The sequence below is a fragment of the Cellulomonas fimi genome (genome assembly GCF_012952065.1).
In the GTDB taxonomy this organism is placed as follows: Bacteria; Actinomycetota; Actinomycetes; order Actinomycetales; family Cellulomonadaceae; genus Pengzhenrongella; species Pengzhenrongella fimi_A.
Window position 1 is genome coordinate 1 of sequence record NZ_JABCJJ010000040.1, and the last position, 20,951, is coordinate 20,951.

The following is a 20,951-nucleotide window of genomic DNA, read 5'->3' on the forward strand; positions in this document are numbered from 1 at the left end:
CGTGCGTGGCGCTCCGCCCGCGCCCGCGCCGTCGGCCATGACGACGACCTCCGCCAGGCCGCGGGCCGCCAGACCCAGCGCGCGCCACGGCCCGACGAGCGTGTCCGCCTGCCCGACGACGTCACCCGCCTCGCGCTCGATCCCCAGCCCCGCCAGCCCGGCCCACAGGGCGACGCCGGCCTCGACCGCCTCGCCGACCCGCTGCCAGCCCGCACCGCCCACCCGCGCGACCTCCAGGCCGATCGCGTCCGCCCCCGCGGCGACCACCGGGCGCACGCCGGTCCACGCCCCGCCGAGATGGACGACGACGCCGCGCGCGTCCGCGGCGCGCGCCGCCTCCACGACGGTCCGGAGCCGCTCGGTGACCACCGTGCCCGCGACCGAGCGCAGGGTCCCCCGCCCCGTGAAGTCGGGCACCCGCGCGAGCAGCACGTCGGAGAGCCGGGGTTCCGACAGCAGCACGACCGGCTCGGCGCCCGGCACCGCCGCGCGCACCGCGTCGAGGTGCTCCGCGAGCCCGGCGCCCAGCGACTCGGCCAGCTCCCGCACCCCTCCGGCGTCGGACAGCACCCGGTCACCGCGCGCGAGGTACAAGTCGGCGGCGAGCGTGAACGGGCCGGTCACCGGGACGAGCAGCCGTCCCTCGTACCCGTAGGCCGCAACTGCGAGCGCGTCGAGGTCCTCGCGCAGGTACGCCCGGGCACGCGCCGCATCCCGCCCGGGGCGGTCGGTGAGCTTCCACCCGTGCGGGCCCAGCTCCGCCGGCAGGTCGACCAGCAGCGCAGCCCCCCGCCCGGTCGGCTCCGCGCCGTACCCGCGTCCGGGCAGCTGCACGACGAACGGCAGGCCCGTCACGCCCGTCGGGGTGCTGGTGAGCTCGCCGAGCACGGTCGTCTGCGCCTCGAGCGGGTCCGCGCCCGGCCACGGCCCGAGGCCCGAGACCGTCGTCATCCGGCGAGCCGCCCGGTCCGCGCGCGGTCCGTCGAGGTCGCGCTCCGCGCGCGGTCCGTCGAGCTCACCGTGGCCTGCCCGAGGACCCGCGTACCGGCGTAGAGCACCACGGACTGCCCGGGCGCGACCCCCCGGAGCGCGACGTCCTCGCCGTCCCGGACGAGCTCGACCTCGACCCCGGCCCCGATCTCGACCCCGACGACGCCCCCCGCCCCGGCGACTACCTCGGCGACCGCGCGCGCCCGCGCCGTGACGGGGGCACCGTGCGCCCGCACCTGCGCCTCGCACGGGAACCACGCACCGTCGGCGGCGCCTGCCAGGTCGGCGGGGTCGCTCAGCCACACCGCGTCGTCGGCCCGGATCAGGCCCACGTCGAGGTCCTCGGCCGAGCCCACGACGACGCGGTTCGTCACCGGCTGCACCTCCAGCACGTAACGCGGCTTCCCGTCGGGCGCCGGGCGCCCGATGGCGAGGCCCTTGCGCTGGCCGACCGTGTACGCGTAGGCGCCGTCATGCGCACCGACCACCCTGCCCGCGGCGTCGACGACGTCCCCGGGACGTGCGCCGAACCGGTCCCGCAGGAAGCCCTGGGTGTCTCCGTCGGCCACGAAGCAGATGTCGTAGGAGTCGGGCTTGGCCGAGACGCCCAGCCCGCGGGCGGCCGCCTCGGCACGCACGTCCGCCTTCGAGGCCGCATCGCCGAGCGGGAACATCGAGCGCCCGAGCCGGCCGGCGCCCATCACCGCGAGCACGTACGACTGGTCCTTCGCGAGGTCGTGCGCGCGGTGGAGCTCGCGCGTGCCGTCGGGGCGGTCGACGATCCGCGCGTAGTGGCCCGTGCACACCGCGTCGAACCCGAGCGCGAGCGCCTTGTCGAGCAGCGCCTCGAACTTGATGTGCTGGTTGCAGCGCACGCAGGGGTTGGGCGTCCGGCCGGCCGCGTACTCGGCGACGAAGTCGGCGACGACGGTCGCCTCGAACCGCTCCGACAGGTCCCACACGTAGTACGGGATCCCGAGCACGTCCGCGGCCCGCCGCGCGTCCCCCGCGTCCTCGATCGAGCAGCAGCCGCGCGAGCCCGTCCGGAACTGGTCCCGGTTCCTCGACAGCGCCATGTGGACGCCGACGACGTCGTGTCCCGCCTCGACCGCCCGGGCGGCGGCCACCGCCGAGTCGACACCGCCCGACAGCGCGGCCAGCACCCTCATCGTGGGCCCCCGGTCCGCAGTCCCGTCGGCAGCCCGCTCGACGCCAGCCCCGCGGCCCGGGCGCGCGTGACCGCGTCCGGCAGCGCAGCGACGAGCGCGTCGACGTCGGCGGGCGTCGACGTGTGCCCGAGGCTGAACCGCAGCGCCCCGCGCGCGGCCCGCTCGTCGACCCCCATCGCCAGGAGCACGTGGCTCGGCTGCGGCACCCCGGCCTGGCAGGCCGACCCGGTCGAGCACTGCACGCCGGCCGAGTCGAGCAGGTAGAGCAGCGAGTCGCCCTCGCACCCGGGGAACGTGAAGTGGGCGTTGGCCGGCAGCCTCGGGACGCTCCCCGTGCCGGGCCGCGGCTCGGGCCCGCGCAGCACCGCGTCGGGCACGGCCGCCCGCACGCGCCGCACGAGGTCGTCGCGCAGGGCCGCGAGCCGAGGCGCGAGCGCCGGCTGCTCCCGGACCGCCTCGTCGACCGCGACGGCGAAGGACCGGGCACCCGGCACGTCCAGCGTCCCGGACCGGACGCCGCGTTCCTGACCGCCCCCGTGCAGCACCGGCGCGAGCGGGAGCCCGCGCGTCGCGAGCAGCGCGCCGGTCCCGTGCGGGCCGCCGGCCTTGTGACCGCTCACGGTGAGGGCGTCGAGCCCGCTCGCCGCGAAGTCGACCGTCACCTGACCGACGGCCTGGACCGCGTCCGCGTGCACCGGGATCCCGTGACGCCGCGCGAGGGCGACGACGTCGTCGAGCGGCTGCAGCGTCCCGACCTCGTTGTTGGCCCACATGACCGAGATCAACGCGACCTGGTCGCCCGACCCGTCGAGCTCGGCGGCGAGCGCGTCGACGTCGAGCCGGCCGTCGCCGTCCACGGGCAGCAGGACGATCTCCGCGCCGCCGTGGGCGGCGAGCCAGAACGCCGGGTCCAGGACGGCGTGGTGCTCGACCGCCGAGACGAGGACCCGCCGGCGCGCCGGGTCCTGCGCGAGGCGCCCCCAGAACAGGCCCTTGATCGCGAGGTTGTCGGCCTCCGTGCCGCCGCCCGTGAGCACCACCTCGCTCGGTCGCGCGCCCAGGGCCGCGGCGAGCTGCTCGCGCGACTCCTCGACCGTCCGCCGCGCCGACCGTCCCGCGGCGTGCAGGGACGAGGCATTCCCGGTCCGTCCGAGCTCGGTCGTGAGCGCCTCGACGGCGCTGACCCGCATCGGGGTCGTCGCTGCGTGGTCGAGGTAGGTCGTCACGAGGACCCAGTGTACGAACCGGCTGCGTCAGCCCTGCAGCCGACGGAGCTCGGCGGCCGCCTGCGGGAGCACCGTGAACAGGTCGCCGACGATCCCGAAGTCGGCGATCTCGAAGATGGGCGACTCGGGGTCGGAGTTCACCGCGACGATCGTGCCCGACGCCTGCATCCCGCCACGGTGGTGGACCGCGCCCGAGATCCCGGCGCCGATGTAGAGCCGGGGTGCCACCGTGACGCCCGTCTGACCGATCTGCGCGTCGTGGCCGATCCAGCCCTCGTCGGTCGCGACGCGCGTGGCGCCGACCGCCCCGCCGAGCACGTCCGCGAGCTCCTCGACCGCCGAGAAGTCGCCGTTCGTCCCGCGTCCGCCCGCCACGACGACCTGCGCCTCGCTCAGCTCGGGGCGGACCGACGCCGGGCGCTCGGTCCGCTCGACCAGCGTCGCGACCCGCCCCTGCCCGCTCGGCGTCACGTGCACGTCGACCACCTGGGGGGTCGACGGCGCGGGCGCCGGCTCGGCCTGGATCGAGCCCGCCTTGAGCGCCACGACGGCGAGCGGGGTCGTGACCACGCAGCGCGTGGTCCAGGTCCCGGCGAACACCGTCTTCTCGGCGACCACGCGCCCGTCCTCGAGCGCGACGTCGTCGGCGTCGACCACCACGCCCGCCCGGGTACGCACGCCGACCCGGGTCGCGAGCTCCTTGTTCTCGAACGTCGACGTCACGAGGAGCGCCGAGGCCCTCGCCAGCGTCGCGACCTCAGCCACCGCGTCGCCCGCCGGCGCCGCCAGGTGCGCCGCGTCCCCGAGCCCGCCGACCCGGTGCACCTGCTCCACCCCGGCCCCCGCGAGCGCGTCGAGCGCGCCCTCGAGCCCGTCGCCGAACCAGACCCCGTGCACCGGCGCACCGAACGACCGAGCGGCGGTGAGCAGCTCGAGCACCGACGGACGCACCGCGTCGTCGTGGTGGTCGAGCAGGACCAGGACGGGTCCGGACAGCGGGGCACTCATCGCGGGGGCTCCTTGCGCACGTGGTTCACGGCCGAGGTGTGATCAGGTCGGTCGGCTCAGGTCAGACGAGCTTGCGCTCGACGAGGTACGCCGCGAGCTTGAGGCCGGCCGTCCCGTCGTCGGTCACCAGCACCCGGTTCTCGCGGACCGGGCGGGCGGCGGCCCCGACCACCTGCGTCCGGGCGCCCGCGGTACCGACGGTTGCGGGGTCGACGCCGAGGTCGGCGAGCGTGAGCACCTCGACCCGCTTCTTGCGGGCCGCCAGGATGCCCTTGAAGTTCGGGTAGCGCGGCTCGTTGGCCTGGTCCGTCACGCTCACCAGCGCGGGCAGCGGCGCCGAGAGCACCTCGGACGCGCTGTCGAGCTCACGGCGGACGCGCACCGCACCGCCGTCGACGGCCACCTCGGCCGCCAGGGTCAGGGCGGGCAGGTCCAGCTCGGCCGCGAGCGCGACCGGGAGCATCGACGTGAGGCCGTCGAGCGCCGCCATCCCCGTGACGACCAGGTCGACCGGTCCCGCGGCGCCGACCCGGCGGATCGCCGCGGCGAGCACCGTGGCGGTGGCGAACACGTCCGAGCCGGCGACGGCGTCGTCGAGCACGTGCACCGCCGCGTCGGCGCCCATCTGCAGCGCGCGGCGCGCCGCGTCCTCGGCATCCGGCGGGCCGACCGTCAGCGCGACGACCTCGCTGCCCTTGTCCGTGGCCGCCAGCTCGAGGGCAGCCTCGACCGCGTTCTCGTCGAGCTCGTTCAGGGTCCCGTCTCCGCCGTCCCGCACGACGCGGCCATCGGCACCGAGAGTCCGATCCGACTGGATGTCCGGCACGTGCTTGACGCACACCACGATCCTCATCCGGTCCTCTTCCCTCCACGCTCGTCCGGCGCCCCGGCCCCGGAAGCACCGCTGGAAGGCTACCGTCCGACGATCTCACCCGACATCTCCGCCCGGTCCACGTCCGGACGCTCCGCGAGTCGGTGGAGAATGGCCCGGTGAGCCGCAACCCGTCCTTCGCTGCGGCGCGCCCGGCCCCGCCGCTCGGCGTCCACCTCACCGCCGACGGCGCCGACGTCGCGGTCCTCGCCTCGCACGCGACCGGCGTCGACCTCTGCCTGATCGACCCGGACCCGACGTCCGCCACGGGGTGGCGCGAGCGGCGAGTCGCGCTCGGCGGCCCGACGTACGGCGTCTGGCACGCGCACGTCCCGGGCGTGCGGGCGGGTCAGCGCTACGGCTTCCGGGCGCACGGCGCCTGGGACCCGGCGCTCGGCCTGCGCCACAACCCGGCGAAGCTGCTCGTCGACCCGTACGCGCGCGGCGTCGTCGGCGAGCTCACCTATGGCCACCAGACGCACGGTCACCGCCTGACGCCCGGTGCGCGGAGCGACCCGTACGGTCCGGCCGACGACCACGACTCGCTCGCGCACGTCCCCCACAGCGTCGCGGTCGACCCGACCTACCACGGCGAGCCCGTCGCGCACCCGCAGATCCCCTGGCGCGACACCGTGGTCTACGAGGCGCACGTCCGGGGCCTCACCCACGAGCTGCCCGGCGTCCCGGCCGAGCTGCGCGGCACCTACGCGGGCCTCGCGCACCCCGCGACGGTCGACCACCTGCGCTCGCTCGGCGTGACCGCGCTCGAGCTGCTCCCGATCCACGCCTTCACGTCCGAGCCGCACCTGATCGACAAGGGCCTCGTCAACTACTGGGGCTACAACACCCTCGGGTTCTTCGCCCCGCACGCCGCCTACGCGACGCGGGCCGCGCAGGAGCAGGGCGCGAGCGCCGTCCTCGCCGAGGTCAAGGGTGCGGTCCAGCTGCTGCACGAGGCCGGGATCGAGGTGCTCCTCGACGTCGTCTACAACCACACGTGCGAGGGCGGCGACGCCGGGCAGCACGTGTCGTTCCGCGGCCTGGACAACACGGTCTACTACCTGCACGACGGCGCCTCGCCGGCCCGGCTGGCGGACGTCACGGGCTGTGGGAACTCGCTCGACTTCCGCCGGCCGCGCGTCGTCCAGCTCGCGCTCGACTCGCTGCGGTACTGGGCGCACGAGGTGGGCGTCGACGGGTTCCGGTTCGACCTCGCGGTGACCCTCGGGCGCGGAGGGGGCGGCTTCGACCCCGACCACCCGTTCCTCGTGGCGCTGCAGACCGACCCCGCCCTGCACGGCCTCAAGCTCATCGCCGAGCCGTGGGACCTGGGGCCGGGCGGCTGGCGGACCGGCGCCTTCCCGCCGCCCTTCGCCGAGTGGAACGACCGCTACCGCAACGCCGTCCGGACCTTCTGGCTCGCCGACCCGGGCCACGCCTCGCACGGGCGTCCGGGCAACGGCGTCGCGGAGCTCGCGACGCGGCTCGCGGGGTCGGTCGACCTGTTCGGCCACACCGATCCGCCGTTCATGCGCGGGCCGGTCGCGTCGGTCAACTACGTGACCGCGCACGACGGCTTCACGATGGCCGACCTGGTGACGTACGAGCACAAGCACAACGCGGCCAACGGCGAGCAGGGGCGGGACGGCTCGAACGACAACCGCTCGTGGAACCACGGGGTCGAGGGCCCCGTGGCGCCCGGTTCGGTCAGTGCCGAGATCATGCCCCTGCGCCGGCGCTCGATCCGCAACCTCATGGCCACCCTGCTGCTCTCGACCGGCACGCCCATGCTGACGGCGGGCGACGAGATCGGCCGCACGCAGCAGGGCAACAACAACGCGTACTGCCAGGACAACGAGATCTCGTGGATCGACTGGCGCCTGGCCGACTGGCAGCGCGACCTGCTGGCCACCACCCGGCACCTGCTCCGACTGCGGCGCGAGCACCCCGCCCTTCGCCCGGACCGGTTCTTCCGCGGCGCCCCGCCGGCCGAGGGCGAGCGGCCCGACCTCGCGTGGTTCGACGCGACCGGGTCGGCCCTGGAGCACGACGCGTGGCACGACCCGGCGGTCCGGGTCCTGCAGATGCTGCGGAGCGTCCCCGTCGACGAGCCGGGGCCCGAGGGTCAGGACAGCCCGGACGGCGCCGACGGCTCGGAAGGCTCGGGCGGCTCGGACGGCTCGGGCGGCCCGACCAGCGCGACGTCCGACGTGCTGGTCGTCCTGAACGGCGCGCTCGACCCGACGCCCGTCGTGCTCGCTGACGACCGGCCCGCCGCGTGGGACCTCGTCTGGGACAGCGCGTGGGAGGAGCCCGGTGAGCGGACCTCGATCGCCGTCGGGAACGGGCCGAACGGGCCGAACGGGCTGCACGCGCTCGCCGGCAGCACCGTCGTGCTCGAGTCCCTCTCGATGCGCCTCTACGTCGCGCGCTGACGCTCCCCTACGCTGCCCCCATGCCCGACACCGTCGTCGTCATCGGGGCGGGGCTCGCGGGCCTCGTCGCCACCGCCGAGCTCACCCGTGCCGGTCACCGGGTCGTGCTGCTCGAGCAGGAGCCGCCCGCCAGTCTCGGCGGCCAGGCGTGGTGGTCCTTCGGGGGACTCTTCCTCGTCGACTCGCCCGAGCAGCGCCGGCTCGGCATCAAGGACAGCGCCGAGCTCGCGCTCGCGGACTGGCTCGGTTCCGCGGCCTTCACCGCCGGCGCCGACGACGTCGACCCGCGCCGGTGGGCCGAGGCCTTCGTGGACTTCGCCGCGGGTGACCTGCGGCCGTGGCTGCACCGCCAGGGCGTGCGCTGGTTCCCGCTCGTGCAGTGGGCCGAGCGCGGCGGGTACCTGGCCGACGGCCACGGGAACACCGTCCCGCGGTTCCACGTCACCTGGGGCACCGGCCCGGCGGTCCTCGCGCCGTTCGTCCGCGCGCTCCTCGACGCCCGTCACGACGGCCTCGTCGACGTCCGCTTCAGGCACCGCGTCACCGGGCTGGACACGGGTCGCGGGGGTCGCGTGACCGGCGTCGTGGGCGACGTCCTGGCCGCCGACGGCGCTCGCGCGCGCGGCGAGCGCTCCTCGCGCGAGGTGGTGGGCCACTTCGCGATCGACGCCGACGCCGTCGTCGTCGCGGCCGGGGGGATCGGGGCGAACCACGACCTGGTGCGGTCGGCCTGGCCGTCTGAGTTCGGCGCGCTGCCGGCGCGCATGCTGTCCGGCGTCCCTGACCACGTCGACGGCGCGATGATCGCCGCGACCGCGACCGCCGGCGGGCACGTGCTGCACGCGGGCCGGATGTGGCACTACCCCGAGGGCATCGCGAACCACTCGCCCGTGTGGACCGACCACGGGATCCGCATCCTGCCCGGGCCGAGCTCGCTCTGGCTCGACGCCGACGGCGAGCGCCTGCCCGCCCCGCTGTTCCCGGGCTTCGACTCGCTCGGCGCGCTGCGCCACCTGACGTCCCGCGGCCACGACCACTCCTGGTTCGTGCTCAACAAGACGATCATGGGCACGGAGTTCGCCCTGTCGGGCTCGGAGCAGAACCCGGACCTCACCGGCAAGGACGTCCGCGCCGTGCTCCAGCGGGCGCTCCCCGGGGCGGTCGGACCGGTCGAGCGCTTCGCGGAGCTCTCGGAGGAGTTCGTGTGGGGGGACTCCCCGGCCGCGCTCGCGCGCGGGATGAACGCGCTCACGGGCGGGGACCGGATCGATGCCGACCGGCTCGAGCGGGCGATCGTCGCCCGCGACCGCCAGGTCGCCTCCGGGCTGGGCAAGGACCACCAGGTCGTGGCGACCACCATGGCCCGGCGCTACGTCGTCGACCGGCTGGTCCGCGTCGCGGAGCCGGCCCGCCTGCTGGCGCCCGACGACGGCCCCCTCCTCGCGGTGCGGCTCTCGGTGCTCACCCGCAAGACCCTGGGCGGGCTCCGCACCGACCTCGAGGGTCGTGTGCTGCGGGCCGACGGCGCACCGCTCGAGGGGGTGTGGGCCGCGGGTGAGGCTGCCGGCTTCGGAGGCGGGGGGATGCATGGTCACCGCGCCCTCGAGGGGACGTTCCTCGGCGGCTGCCTGTTCTCGGGCCGGGTGGCCGGTCGCGCCGTGGTGGCCGCGCTGCGCTGACGACTGCGTGGTCCTGATCGCATGGACCTGATTGCATGGACCTACCGCATGGACCTGGCAGCGCGGCCACCCCGGGATCTCACGACGCGTTGACGACCAGCCCCATCTCCGCGATCGACGCGAGCGCCGAGTGCTTCGGCACGATGCGCACGGTGTAGCCGAACGGACCGGACGCGTCGAGCGTGACGTCGCCGCTGAACGCGTGCCGGCCAGCCTCGTACGCCTCGTCGTGCACCAGCGCGAGCGTGCGCAGGTTCGACAGGTCGTCGGACTCGGTCACCGTCCCGTGCACGACCTGCACCTCGACGTCGGACGGCGACAGGTCGCCGAGCGACACGTGGGCGCGCACGTGGAGCGGGTCGCCGACCTGCGCGACCTCGCCCACCCCCGACTCGACGTGGTCGACCCGGACCTGCGGCCACGCGGCACGCACCGCGGACTTCCACGCGGCGAGCTTGCGCGCCCCCGCGAGGTCACCGCCGTCGAGCGCACGGCCCGCGACCGCGGCCGGCGCGTAGAGGTGCTGCACGTAGTCGGCCACCATCCGCGTCGCCTGGACCTTGGGTCCGAGCGTCGAGAGCGTGTGCCGGATCATCTCGAGCCACGTCACGGGCAGGCCCCGCTCGTCGCGGTCGTAGAACCGGGCGGCCACCTGGTGCTCGATGAGGTCGTACAGCGCCGCGGCCTCGAGGTCGTCCCGGCGGTCGGCGTCGGTGACGCCGTCGGCCGTCGGGATCGCCCAGCCGTTCTTGCCGTCGAACCACTCGTCCCACCACCCGTCGAGGATGGAGAGGTTGAGCCCACCGTTGAGCGAGGACTTCATGCCCGACGTGCCGGATGCCTCGAGCGGGCGCAGCGGGTTGTTGAGCCAGACGTCGCAGCCCGGGTAGAGCGTCTGCGCCATGCCGATGTCGTAGTTCGGCAGGAAGGCGATCCGGTGGCGCACGTCCGCGCCGTCGGCGAACCGGACGAGCTGCTGGATGAGCCGCTTGCCCTGCTCGTCGGCCGGGTGCGACTTGCCCGCGATGATCAGCTGGACCGGCTTGTCGGGGTCCGTCAGCAGCGCACGCAACCGCTCGGGGTCGCTGAGCATGAGCGTGAGCCGCTTGTAGGTCGGGACGCGGCGCGCGAACCCGATCGTCAGCACCTCGGGCGAGAGCGCCTCCTCGACCCAGCCGAGCTCGGCCGGGCTCGCCCCCCGCTCACGCCACGACGCCCGGATGCGCGACCGCGCCTCGGTGACGAGCTGACCGCGCATCGTGCGGCGGATCGACCACAGCTCGTCGTCGGTGATCGCGTCGGGGCGCAGCCAGCCCGTTCCGTCCGCCGCCTCTGTGGAGGTGAACCGCCCGTCGGCGAGCGCCTGGAACCGCGGGTCGACCCAGGTGAGGGCGTGCACGCCGTTGGTCACCGAGCTGATCGGCACCTCCGACTCGTCGAACCCCGGCCAGAGTGCGTTGAACATGCCGCGCGACACCTCGCCGTGGAGCAGCGACACGCCGTTGGCGCGGCCGCCCAGCCGAAGCCCCATGACCGCCATGTTGAACAGCGTCGGGTCGCCCCCGGCGTAGTCCTCGGCGCCGAGCGCGAGCACCTTCTCGACCGGGACGCCCGCCGTGGCGTTCGACCCGGAGAAGTACTGCGCGACCAGGTCCGCCTCGAACCGGTCGATGCCGGCGGGCACCGGGGTGTGGGTCGTGAAGACCGTCGCGGCGCGCACGGCCTCGAGCGCCTCGTCGAACTCCAGGCCCTTGGCCGCCACGAGCTCGCGGATGCGCTCGACACCGAGGAACCCGGCGTGGCCCTCGTTCGTGTGGTAGACCTCCGGCTCGGCCGCGCCCGTCAGCCGCGACCACACGCGCAGCGCGCGGACCCCGCCGACACCGAGGAGCAGCTCCTGCTGGAGCCGGTGCTCGCCGCCGCCGCCGTACAGCCGGTCGGTCACCTTGCGGGCCGCGTCGTCGTTCTCCGGCACGTTCGAGTCGAGCAGGAGGAGCGGGACACGTCCGACCGCCGCCATCCAGAGGTGCGCGTGGAGCACGCGACCGCCCGGCAGGTCCACCGTGACGAGGGCCGGCGAGCCGTCCTCCTCGCGCACGAGGGTGAGCGGGAGCCCGTCCGGGTCGAGCACGGGGTACGTCTCGACCTGCCACCCGTCCCGGGTGAGCGCCTGCTTGAAGTAGCCGGCGCCGTACAGCAGGCCCACACCCACGATCGGGACGCCGAGGTCCGACGCGCTCTTGAGGTGGTCCCCGGCGAGGATGCCGAGGCCCCCGGAGTACTGCGGCAGCACCGACGTGATGCCGAACTCGGGCGAGAAGTAGGCGATCGTCCGCGGCAGCTCCGAGCCGCCCGCAGCCGCCGACTGGTACCAGCGGGGCTCGGTCAGGTACCGGCCCAGGTCCTGCGCGGCGGCCTCGACCCGGGCGACGAAGGCGGCGTCGGCCGCGAGCACGGTGAGGCGCTCCGGACCGAGCGACCCGAGGAGGGCCACCGGGTCGCCGTTGACGGCGTCCCACCGCTCCGGGTCGATCGAGGCGAACAGCTCGCGCGTGGGGGCGTGCCACGACCAGCGCAGGTTGAGCGCGAGCTCGTCGAGGTCGCGGAGGGCGGCAGGCAGCACGGTGCGGACGGTGAACCGACGGATGGCTTTCACGCCCCCGACCTTACAAGCGACCGGGGCGGAAGCGGCAACGTTGAGCACGCGATTTCCGAAACTTTCAGAACGCGGTTGCAACCGGCGCCGAGGAGCACCAACGAGAAGGTCTCGATAGGTTCGGGGCGTGGACAGTGCGAAGCCCTCTCCCCCGACGTCCCACCGACCCGGCGCCGGCAGCGCGAGCTCCCGGCAGAGATCCCCGCAGAGCTCACCGCCAAGCTCACCGCCAAGCTCACCGCCAACTCCCCGGCGGGCCGCTCCCGACGGCATCGGCCGGATCCCCGTGCTCGCGGTGGGTCCGGTAGCAGAGGGCGGCCGATGGCCCGCCAAGGCGGTCGTCGGCGAGGCGGTCCCGCTCCGGGCGACCGTCTTCCGCGAGGGGCACGACGCCGTCGGCGCGACCGCCGTCCTCGTGGGCCCGGACGGCGCGGACCGGGCGTCCGCCCGCATGGTCGACATCGCGCCGGGCCTCGACCGGTTCGAGGCCCGCCTGGTGCCCGACGAGCCGGGCGACTGGAGCTTTCGGGTCGAGGGCTGGTCCGACCCCTTCGGGACCTGGAGCCACGACGCCGCGATCAAGGTCGCGGCCGGCATCGACGTCGAGCTCATGCTCGCGGAGGGCGTCGTCGTGCTCACACGCGCGGCGAACCGACCTGGCGTGCCGCCGGCGGCACGCAAGCCGCTGACCGACGCCGTCCGAGCCCTCCAGGACACCACCCGCCCCCCCGACGCCCGGCTCGCCGCGGCACTCTCCGACCCGGTGCGAGCCACGCTCGAGGCGCACCCGCTGCGGGACTTCGTGACGCCGTCGGCCACGTACCCGCTCGTGGTCCACCGCCCGCTGGCGCTGGCCGGCGCGTGGTACGAGATGTTCCCCCGTTCCGAGGGCGCGACGTTCGACAAGGCGACCCACCAGTGGCGCTCCGGCACGCTCGCGACCGCGGCGCACCGCCTGCCCGCGATCGCCGCCATGGGGTTCGACGTCGTCTACCTGACCCCCATCCACCCCATCGGCACGACCTTCCGCAAGGGGCGCAACAACTCGCTGACGCCCGCCCCGGGCGACCCCGGCTCGCCGTACGCGATCGGCTCGCCCGAGGGTGGCCACGACGCCATCCACCCCGAGCTCGGCACGTTCGCCGACTTCCGCGCCTTCGTGGCGACGGCCCACGCGAGCGGGCTCGAGGTCGCGCTCGACCTCGCGCTCCAGTGCTCGCCCGACCACCCGTGGGTCACCGAGCACCCCGAGTGGTTCACCACACGCGTCGACGGCTCGATCGCGTACGCCGAGAACCCGCCGAAGAAGTACCAGGACATCTACCCGCTGAACTTCGACAACGACCCCGAGGGGATCTACACGGAGGTCCGCCGGGTCATCCAGGTGTGGATCGACCACGGGGTGACGGCGTTCCGGGTCGACAACCCGCACACCAAGCCCCTCGACTTCTGGGAGTGGCTGCTCGCCGACGTGCGCAAGGACCACCCCGAGGTGCTCTTCCTGTCCGAGGCGTTCACGCGGCCGGCGATGATGCAGACCCTCGCCCGGATCGGGTTCCACCAGTCGTACACGTACTTCACGTGGCGCAACACGAAGGAGGAGCTCGAGGAGTACCTCACCGAGGTGGCCGGCGAGGACGGTTCGTTCCTGCGGCCGAGCTTCTGGCCGACGACGCACGACATCCTCCCGCCCTATCTCCAGGCCGGCGGCACGGCCGCGTTCGCGATCCGGGCCGTGCTGGCCGCGACGGGCGCCCCGACGTGGGGCGTCTACTCGGGCTACGAGCTGGTCGAGAACGTGCCGCGACCGGGCGTGGAGGAGCAGATCGACAACGAGAAGTACGAGCTCAAGCCGCGCGACTGGGTCCGGGCCGACTCGATGGGCGTCTCCACCCTGCTCACGCGGCTCAACGAGATCCGCCGAGCACACCCGGCGCTGCGACAGCTGCGGAACCTGACCGTGCACCGCACCTCGGACGACTCGCTGCTGTGCTTCTCGCGCCACCTCGAGGCCGAGCACTCGCCCGACGGCCGGCCCGACACCGTCGTCGTCGTCGTGAACCTCGACCCCCACGCGACCCGGGACGGAGTCGTCTACCTTGACCTGAGGGCCCTGGGCGTCGCCCCCGCCGGGACGCCGGGCGATGCCGTGTTCGCGGCGCACGACGAGCTCTCGGGCGTGACGTACGCCTGGGGTGCCGAGCCCTACGTCCGACTCGACCCGCACGTCCAGTGCGCCCACCTGATCCACGTGAGGACCCCGTGACGCCTCCTCCTGCCGGTCCGAGCCCCGCGCCCCTGACCGGTCAGCTGGCCATCGGCGCCCTGCCGCCCCGCTCGCAGCCGGCTGTGCCGCCCGTCGCCCCGTCGGGCCTGTCGGACGACCCCGAGTGGTACAAGACCGCCGTCTTCTACGAGGTCATGATCCGCGCCTTCTCCGACTCGTCGGGCGCGGGCACGGGCGACCTCCGCGGACTGATCGAGCGCCTCGACTACCTGCAGTGGCTCGGCGTGGACTGCCTCTGGCTCCCGCCGTTCTACCCGTCGCCCTTGCGCGACGGCGGGTACGACGTCTCGGACTACACGGCCATCGCACCCCAGTACGGGTCGACGGCGGACTTCGCCGAGCTGATCGAGCAGGCCCACGCGCGCGGCATGCGGATCGTCGTCGACCTCGTGATGAACCACACGAGCGACGCCCACCCGTGGTTCCAGGCCTCCCGCTCGGACCCGGAGGGGCCGTACGGGGACTTCTACGTGTGGAGCGACGACAACACCAGGTACGAGGACGCCCGCATCATCTTCGTCGACACCGAGACGTCCAACTGGACCTTCGACCCGGTCCGTCGCCAGTTCTTCTGGCACCGCTTCTTCAGCCACCAGCCCGACCTCAACTTCGAGAACCCGCGCGTCGTCGAGGCGATGATCGACGTCGCCCGGTTCTGGCTGCGCATGGGGGTCGACGGGTTCCGGCTCGACGCCGTGCCGTACCTCTTCGAGGCCGAGGGCACCAACTGCGAGAACCTGCCCGAGACGCACGCCTTCCTGCGCCATGTCCGGCGCGTCATCGACGCGGAGTTCCCGGGCCGGATCATGCTCGCCGAGGCCAACCAGTGGCCCGAGGACGTCGTCCCGTACTTCGGGACCGACGAGGAGCCCGAGTGCCACATGTGCTTCCACTTCCCGGTGATGCCGCGGATCTACTACGCGATCAAGGACCAGCGGGCGACCCAGCTGCTCGACATCATGGCCGACACGCCGGCCATCCCGAAGACCGGCCAGTGGAGCACCTTCCTGCGCAACCACGACGAGCTCACGCTCGAGATGGTCTCGACCGAGGAGCGCGCGTCGATGTACGGGTGGTTCGCGCCCGACCCGCGCATGCGCGCGAACATCGGGATCCGACGCCGGCTCGCTCCCCTTCTCGACAACTCACGCAAGGAGATCGAGCTCGCGCACGCGCTGCTGCTCTCGCTGCCGGGCAGCCCGTGCCTGTACTACGGCGACGAGATCGGCATGGGCGACAACATCTGGCTCAACGACCGGGACGCCGTGCGCACGCCGATGCAGTGGACCCCCGACCGGAACGCCGGCTTCTCGACCGCCGACCCGGGCAAGCTCTACCTGCCCCTCGTCCAGTCGCTCGTGCACAACTACAACCACATCAACGTCGAGGCCCAGCTCGCGCAGCCGACGTCGCTGCTGCACTGGGTGCACGGCATGCTCATGGTCCGCCGCCAGCACCCGGCTCTCGGCGCCGGGGACTTCACCGCGGTCACGAGCGACAACGACTCGGTGCTCGCCTACCTGCGGACCACCGACGACGAGAGGATCCTCTGCGTCGCGAACCTCGCCTCGACCGCCCGTGCGGGCACGCTGTCGCTGCCCGGCCTCGCCGGCGCCGGGTTGACCGACGTGTTCGGAGGCGCGGTCTTCCCGTCGGTGGGCGGGGACGAGCGGGTCGTGATCACCTTGGGTTCCCGCGAGTTCTACTGGCTGAAGGTCACGACCTGACCCGCAGCCCTCTTCCCTCGAGCGACCTGGAGCATCGATGAAGCAGGCACCTCGACCGGACGGCCGACCGCAGCCGGTGCCCGACGACGCGCTCCTCGAGCTCGTCCGCGAGTGGCTCCCCGGCCGTCGGTGGTTCCCCGCGAAGGGCGGCGCCGACGTGCGCGTCTCGTCGGCCGGGGGCCTCACGCTCGAGGACCCGTGGCACGAGGCGGACGTGCGCGTGCTCTTCGTGCGCGTCGCGACGTCCGCCGTGGAGGCCGTGCTCCAGGTGCCCCTGACCCTCTACCCCGAGGCGACCCCGGCACCTGCGGACCGAGCGGAGGCGGCCGCCTGGATCGGCACGGCCGGCGCGCCTGCGGTCCGGGTCCGGGACGGCGTCGGGGACCCTGCGTTCCTCCGCGCCTGGCTGACCGCGGCGACCACGAGCGACGCCGCGCCTGCCCTGTCGGCGCTCGACCCGTCCACGCTCGACGCGTCCACGCTCGACCCGTCCACGCTCGACCCGTCCACGCTCGACCCGTCCACGCTCGACCCGTCACGCGCGCGGGTCGTCAGCGGTGAGCAGTCGAACACGTCGGTGATCCTGCCCAGCCGCGAGCCGGACGGTCCCGGGGCGATCCTCAAGGTGTTCCGCGCCCTCACGCCGGGCGGCAATCCGGACGTCGACGTGCCGCGCCGGCTGGCCGCCGAGGGCTGGCGGCACGTGCCCCGCCCGCTCGCCTGGCTCGAGGGCGGCTGGGACGACGGCGGCTCGGTCGCGCACGGGCACCTGGCGGTCCTGAGCGAGTTCGTGCCGCAGGCCGCCGACGGCTTCGAGCTGGCGTGCGAGATGGCGCGGAACGGCGAGCCGTTCGCCGACCTGGCGCGTGGACTCGGCGGCGTGGTCGCCGGCATGCACCGGGCGCTCGCGGCGGCGCTCCCCGTCGACGCACCCGGGTCCGGTGCACCGGCGCCGGGGGCCGAGCTGGCCGCCGCGCTCGACGCCCGGTACCGGTGGGCACGGGCGTCGGTGCCTGCGCTCGAGGCGTGGGCGACCGCCGTCGAGCAGCGCGTCGCCGAGCTCGGCTCGCGCCGGGACTCCCCGTCGCGGCAGAGGGTCCACGGCGACCTCCACCTCGGGCAGGTGCTCCGCGCCCGCGACGACTGGTTCGTCATGGACTTCGAGGGAGAGCCGCTGAGCCCCGTCGCCGAGCGCATCCGGCCCGACCTCGCCCTCCGGGACGTCGCGGGCGTCCTGCGGTCGTTCGACTACGCCGGTGCGATCGGCGGCGCGTCACCCGCGTGGGTGGCCGCCGCCCGCGACGCGTTCCTCGCCGGCTACGCCACGGCGTCGGGCAGCGAACCCGACCCCGAGCTCCTCGCCGCGCTCGAGCTGGACAAGACGCTCTACGAGGCCGTCTACGAAGCGCGCAACCGCCCGACGTGGTCTCGCATCCCGGGGGCCGCCCTCGAGCGGCTGCTGGGCACAGATGGAAGGGTGGAGCCCATGGACCACGAGCCGACGACGCAGTCCCCCGCCGCGCCACCCGCCGAGGCCACCCCTGCGGCCCTGCCGGCCGAGGCCACCCGTGCGGCCCTGCCGGCCGAGGCCGCCCCTGCGGCCCCTCCCGGCGAGCTCGCGTCCGTCGCCGCGGGGACGCACGGCGACCCGCACCGGATCCTGGGCCCCCACCTGCACGGCGACGCCGTCGTCGTCCGCGCGCTCCGGCCGCTCGCCGACTCGGTCGTGGTCGTCACGCCGGACGGCGAGTGGGCGGCCGAGCACGTGCAGGACGGCGTGTGGGCCGCGACCGTGCCGAGCCCGGACCCCTCCGCGCAGCAGGTGCCGGACTACCGGCTGCGGGTCACGTACGGCGACCTCACGACCGTGGTCGACGACCCGTACCGGTTCCTCCCGAGCATCGGCGAGCTCGACCTGCACCTCCTCGGCGAGGGTCGGCACGAGGAGCTGTGGACGGTCCTCGGCGCGAACCTCCAGGCCTACCCGAGCGTGCTCGGGGAGGTGCGCGGGACCGCGTTCGCCGTGTGGGCGCCGAACGCGCGCGCGGTGCGCGTCGTCGGCGACTTCAACCACTGGCAGGGCGCGTCCCACGCGATGCGCGTGCTGGGCTCGAGCGGCGTCTGGGAGCTCTTCGTGCCCGACGTGGGCGCGGGCGAACGCTACAAGTTCGAGATCCTGGGGCCCGACGGCGGTTGGCGGCAGAAGGCGGACCCGCTCGCCAAAGGCGCGGAGACCCCGCCCGCCACGGCGTCCGTCGTGATCGAGTCGCGCTACACCTGGTCGGACGACGCCTGGCTGCGAGGGCGGTCGGCATCCGACCCGCACAGCGGGCCGATGAGCGTCTACGAGGTGCACCTCGGGTCCTGGCGCCCGGGCCTCGGGTACCGCGAGCTCGCGACGCAGCTCACGGAGTACGTCGTCGGGCTCGGGTTCACGCACGTCGAGCTCATGCCGGTCGCGGAGCACCCGTTCGGCGGGTCATGGGGCTATCAGGTCTCGTCGTACTTCGCCCCGACCGCCAGGTTCGGCCACCCCGACGACTTCCGGTACCTCGTCGACTCGCTGCACCAGGCCGGCATCGGCGTCATCCTCGACTGGGTCCCGGCGCACTTCCCGAAGGACGAGTGGGCGCTCGGGCGGTTCGACGGCACACCGTTGTACGAGCACCCCGACCCGCTGCGCGGGGAGCAGCCCGACTGGGGTACCTACGTGTTCAACTTCGGCCGGCACGAGGTCCGCAACTTCCTCGTCGCCAACGCGACGTACTGGCTCGAGGAGTTCCACCTCGACGGCCTGCGGGTCGACGCCGTGGCGTCGATGCTGTACCTCGACTACTCACGCTCGGCGGGGCAGTGGCAGCCCAACGTCCACGGCGGCCGCGAGAACCTCGAAGCGATCTCGTTCCTGCAGGAGGCGAACGCCACGGCCTACCGGCGTACGCCCGGGGTCATGATGATCGCCGAGGAGTCGACGGCGTGGCCCGGGGTCACGTCGGCCACGGACATCGGCGGCCTCGGCTTCGGGCTCAAGTGGAACATGGGGTGGATGAACGACACACTCCGCTACCTCGCGGAGGAGCCGGTCAACCGCCGCTACCACCACCACGAGGTCACCTTCTCCCTCGTCTACGCGTTCTCGGAGAACTTCGTCCTGCCGATCAGCCACGACGAGGTCGTGCACGGCAAGGGCTCCCTGCTGGGCAAGATGCCGGGCGACAGGTGGCAGCAGCTCGCCGGCGTCCGTGCCCTCCTCGCCTACCAGTGGTCGCACCCCGGAAAGCAGCTGATCTTCATGGGCTCCGAGTTCGCGCAGCCCGGCGAGTGGTCGGAGGAGCGCGGGCTCGACTGGCACCACCTGGACGACCCGGGCCACGCAGGCGTGCAGCGCGCCCTCAAGGACCTCAACGCCACCTACCGCGCGCACCCGGCGCTGTGGACGAGGGACTTCGACGGCTCCGGCTTCGAGTGGATCGACTCGGACGACGCCAATCGCAACGTGCTCGCCTACCTGCGCAAGGACGGCACGGGCGGGGTCGTCGCCGTCGTCGTCAACTTCGCCGGCGTGCCGCACGAGGGTTACCGCTTGGCCCTCCCGGAGGGAGGGGCATGGCGCGAGATCCTCAACACCGATGCGGAGATCTACGGCGGGTCGGGCGTCGGCAACCTGGGTCTCGTCTACACCGAGCCGGTGCCCTGGCACGGGAGGCAGCACTCGGTACGCCTGCGCGTGCCACCGCTCGGAGCTCTGTACCTCGTCCCGGAGCCGAGCGCCTGAGCCCTGAGTCTCCTCCTGCACCGTCCCGACTACCGTCCCGACTACCGCCCGTCCTGACGGCGCACGATCTCCGCGATCCACGTGGGCGCGAACGGAGACGTGCAGTTCGGCGGGGTCGGGTAGTCCTTGAGCACCTCGAGCCGCTCACCGATGTCGATCGCCCGCGGACGGTGCTCCGGGTGCGCGATCCCGATCTGCGCGAGGCACGTGTTCATCGCCCACTGCAGACGATCCGGCGCGGCCTTCATCTGCGCCTCGATCACGTCGAGCAGGGCTACCAGGTCGAGACCGTCAGAGCCCTTCACGACCCGCTCGCTCGTCAGCGCCCAGCCGGCACTCGCCACGACGGGATCGGGGTCGGCGAGCCAGGCCACGCGCAGGGCCTCGGCATGGGGACTCCTCTTCACGACGTAGTTCACCAGCCAGTCGAGCACCTTGCTTGCTCGGGCTGTGCGCAGCATCGTGTCGAGCTCCTTGCGCCCGAACGCCTGGGGACGACAGATCAAGAGCGCCAACAGCCGTGCCGCCGTGTCGTCGGTGTCCCACAACTCTTTCGCCAGGTCGTGCTGCGTCTTGAGCCGCTTCGCGACTGCGCGGAGCTTGCCGAGGTTGACGCCGTGATCGTCGCCGTGCCGCTCGTTGACGGCGCGCGCCTTGGGATCCTCGAGCGCAGCGAGCTCCGCCAACACAACCGCGACCGTCGGGGGGCCCACCGCCGTCGCCTCGGCCATCGCTACCTCCTGCTCGTCTGAACCTCTGCTCGTCTGAACCTCTGCTCGTCTGAACCTCTGCTCGTCTGAACCTCTGCTCGTCTGAACCTCTGCTCGTCTGAACCTCTGCTCGTCTGAACCTCTGCTCGTCTGAACCTCTGCTCGTCTGAACGCCCCGGTCAGCCTAGCCGCGCGCGGTTCACGCTACGAGAAACCGGCCCGCCGCCGGAAGTGGTGTGGGGTGCTGGCACTGGGGGAGATGGGACCGGGGGAATGAGAAAGAGCCACCCCGGGTGGGGTGGCTCTTTCTGTAATGGTTGTCCGGCGGCGACCTACTCTCCCACACAGTCTCCCGTGCAGTACCATCGGCGCTGAAGGGCTTAGCTTCCGGGTTCGGAATGGGACCGGGCGTTTCCCC

At 73.6% G+C, this 20,951-nt stretch carries 12 protein-coding genes and 1 rRNA gene; 5 read left to right on the top strand and 8 right to left on the bottom strand.

What is annotated here, in order from left to right:
- The 5 genes from HIR71_RS15105 to HIR71_RS15125 form a co-directional block, all read right to left on the bottom strand.
- Positions 1–951, bottom strand: a 951-nt coding sequence (locus HIR71_RS15105) for a uroporphyrinogen decarboxylase/cobalamine-independent methonine synthase family protein (protein ID WP_169325901.1), incomplete at its 3' end; no start/stop codon positions are given.
- Positions 948–2,159 (bottom strand): tRNA 2-thiouridine(34) synthase MnmA, encoded by a 1,212-nt coding sequence (mnmA, locus tag HIR71_RS15110; protein ID WP_169325902.1) that lies wholly within the window; start codon positions 2,157–2,159, stop codon positions 948–950. The genes HIR71_RS15105 and mnmA, both read right to left, overlap by 4 nt.
- Positions 2,156–3,385, bottom strand: a complete 1,230-nt coding sequence (locus HIR71_RS15115) for a cysteine desulfurase family protein (RefSeq protein WP_169325903.1) — start codon at positions 3,383–3,385, stop codon at positions 2,156–2,158. The genes mnmA and HIR71_RS15115 overlap by 4 nt, the downstream gene beginning before the upstream one ends.
- Positions 3,386–3,412: 27 nt before the next feature.
- A complete protein-coding gene (locus tag HIR71_RS15120) occupies positions 3,413–4,393 on the bottom strand; it encodes an electron transfer flavoprotein subunit alpha/FixB family protein (RefSeq protein WP_169325904.1) in 981 nt (326 codons plus the stop codon).
- Positions 4,394–4,454: 61 nt separating this feature from the next.
- Entirely contained in the window at positions 4,455–5,246 is a 792-nt protein-coding gene (locus HIR71_RS15125) for an electron transfer flavoprotein subunit beta/FixA family protein (RefSeq protein WP_169325905.1), read from the bottom strand.
- Between the two features lie 137 nt (positions 5,247–5,383).
- On the opposite strand from HIR71_RS15125, the gene glgX reads away from it, so the two are divergent.
- Entirely contained in the window at positions 5,384–7,699 is a 2,316-nt protein-coding gene (gene glgX / locus HIR71_RS15130) for a glycogen debranching protein GlgX (RefSeq protein WP_169325906.1), read from the top strand.
- Positions 7,700–7,719: 20 nt separating this feature from the next.
- Complete coding sequence (locus HIR71_RS15135) at positions 7,720–9,378, top strand: FAD-binding dehydrogenase (protein WP_169325907.1); 1,659 nt, start codon at positions 7,720–7,722, stop codon at positions 9,376–9,378.
- Between the two features lie 79 nt (positions 9,379–9,457).
- Here the strand turns inward: HIR71_RS15135 and glgP are convergent, their stop codons facing one another.
- A complete protein-coding gene (gene glgP / locus HIR71_RS15140) occupies positions 9,458–12,034 on the bottom strand; it encodes an alpha-glucan family phosphorylase (protein ID WP_169325908.1) in 2,577 nt (858 codons plus the stop codon).
- A 271-nt stretch (positions 12,035–12,305) separates the two neighbouring features.
- Between glgP and HIR71_RS15145 the strand changes: the two genes are divergently transcribed.
- From HIR71_RS15145 to glgB, 3 genes are read left to right on the top strand one after another with little or no spacing between them, the layout of a single operon-like run.
- Entirely contained in the window at positions 12,306–14,300 is a 1,995-nt protein-coding gene (locus HIR71_RS15145; RefSeq protein ID WP_311836317.1) for an alpha-1,4-glucan--maltose-1-phosphate maltosyltransferase, read from the top strand.
- Complete coding sequence (gene treS, locus HIR71_RS15150; RefSeq protein ID WP_169325910.1) at positions 14,297–16,048, top strand: maltose alpha-D-glucosyltransferase; 1,752 nt, start codon at positions 14,297–14,299, stop codon at positions 16,046–16,048. The genes HIR71_RS15145 and treS overlap by 4 nt, the downstream gene beginning before the upstream one ends.
- Positions 16,049–16,085: 37 nt before the next feature.
- Positions 16,086–19,823 (top strand): 1,4-alpha-glucan branching protein GlgB, encoded by a 3,738-nt coding sequence (glgB, locus tag HIR71_RS15155; protein WP_169325911.1) that lies wholly within the window; start codon positions 16,086–16,088, stop codon positions 19,821–19,823.
- Positions 19,824–19,864: 41 nt separating this feature from the next.
- On the opposite strand, the gene HIR71_RS15160 is transcribed toward glgB, so the two are convergent.
- Together HIR71_RS15160 and rrf are read right to left on the bottom strand one after the other, a co-directional pair.
- A complete protein-coding gene (locus HIR71_RS15160; RefSeq protein WP_169325912.1) occupies positions 19,865–20,554 on the bottom strand; it encodes a DNA alkylation repair protein in 690 nt (229 codons plus the stop codon).
- A 298-nt stretch (positions 20,555–20,852) separates the two neighbouring features.
- Positions 20,853–20,951 (bottom strand): 5S ribosomal RNA (gene rrf, locus HIR71_RS15165); the annotation flags it as partial.